The sequence below is a fragment of the Streptosporangium sp. NPDC003464 genome, assembly GCF_053588315.1.
In genome coordinates this window covers 1-1,325 of record NZ_JBSFPS010000560.1, presented here as the reverse complement: position 1 = coordinate 1,325, position 1,325 = coordinate 1, and the positions used below count along the sequence as shown (strand labels likewise).

General features: G+C 72.7%; 2 protein-coding genes. One reads left to right on the top strand and one right to left on the bottom strand.

What is annotated here, in order from left to right:
- Positions 1 to 99: 99 nt before the first annotated feature.
- A complete protein-coding gene (locus ACWDS7_RS48535; protein WP_451934836.1) occupies positions 100 to 636 on the bottom strand; it encodes a PadR family transcriptional regulator in 537 nt (178 codons plus the stop codon).
- Between the two features lie 54 nt (positions 637 to 690).
- Here ACWDS7_RS48535 and ACWDS7_RS48530 point away from each other — a divergent pair.
- On the top strand, positions 691 to 1,325 hold a 635-nt coding region (locus ACWDS7_RS48530; RefSeq protein ID WP_451934835.1), incomplete at its 3' end, for an MATE family efflux transporter.

Below are 1,325 nucleotides of genomic sequence, written 5' to 3'. Positions count from 1 at the left end.
TCGATGAGCGCAACGAACTCATCGTAGAGGGGCGAGAACTGCGCGCCGAGCCGACTGCTCAGTCCCTGCCGCCGGGCGTGCCTCCACCCCGGCGGACGGTCAGGACTCCAGGTCGGCGACGGCCTCCTTGAGCCACTGTTTCTCGGCCTCACCGGTGGCCCGGGCGATCAGCAGCATGCCGCGGTGGAACGGGTCGGGGACCTCCTCGGCCCGCAGCGGCCGGCCGTCGCGGTAGAAGAAGCTGGCGGGGGCCTGCAGGAAGGCGAGGCGGCGGCGGAGCACCCCGGCCTGGTCCGCGCGGTCGGGCAACTGGGCCAGGAAGGTCAGCAGGCCGAAGAAGCGGGTCTGGTCGCTGATGTCGAGGTCGGCGGGCTCCCGCAGCCGCCGCAGCAGCTCCGCCCGCCCGGCCTCGGTCAGGGTGAGGACCTGGCGGCGGGCCGCGCCCGCCCCCTCCTCCTCGTGCCGCTCCACGAGCCCGGCCTTCTCCAGCCGGGCGATCGCCGGGTAGAGGGCCCCGTCGCTGACCGGCCGCAGATGGCCGCTGAGCTGGAGGATCCGGGCCTTGAGCTCGTAGCCGTGCATCGGCCCCTCGCCGAGAAACCCCAGGATCGACAGGGTCAGGTCGCCGCTTGCCATGGAAGCATCGTAACGCTATACCTCTAAACGACATAGCTCGAAACGAGGTACAGCGTGAAACTGATCCGCCTTGCCCTGCCCGTCTACGTGGAGCTGCTGACCGCCGTGGTCGCCGTCGGCCTGATCGACCTGCTCTGGGTCTCCGGCCTGGGCAGCCGGGCCGTGGCCGCGGTGACGGTCGCGACCACCACCGAGCACCTCGCCCTGGGTGTCATCCTCGCCGTCCAGACCGGGACCACCGTCCTGGTCGGCAGGCGGGACGGCCGGGAGCCGGTCACACCGGTGATCCGTACGGCGTGGCTGCTCTGGGCGGCGGCCAGCCTGGCGGTGGCGGTCCCCGGGGTGCTGCTGCGCGAGCCGCTCGCCCGGCTCTTCACCGACGACGCCGCGACCGCCGCCCTGACCGCCGACTTCTACCTGGTCTCCCTGGCCGGGATCCCGATCTTCTTCGCCCAGTCGCTGACCGACGGGATCTTCAAGGGGCGCGGCGACACCACCACCCCGATGCGCACCGCCCTGCTCTGCAACGCGCTGGTGATCGTCCTCGACCCGCTGTTCATCTACGGCCTCGACCTCGGCGTCCAGGGGGCCGCCGCGGCGACCGTGCTGGCCCGGGCGGTCACCCTCGCCGTCGCGCTGACCCTTCTCCTGCGGCGGACGCCCCGCGACCGTACGGCCCGCGCGGGCCG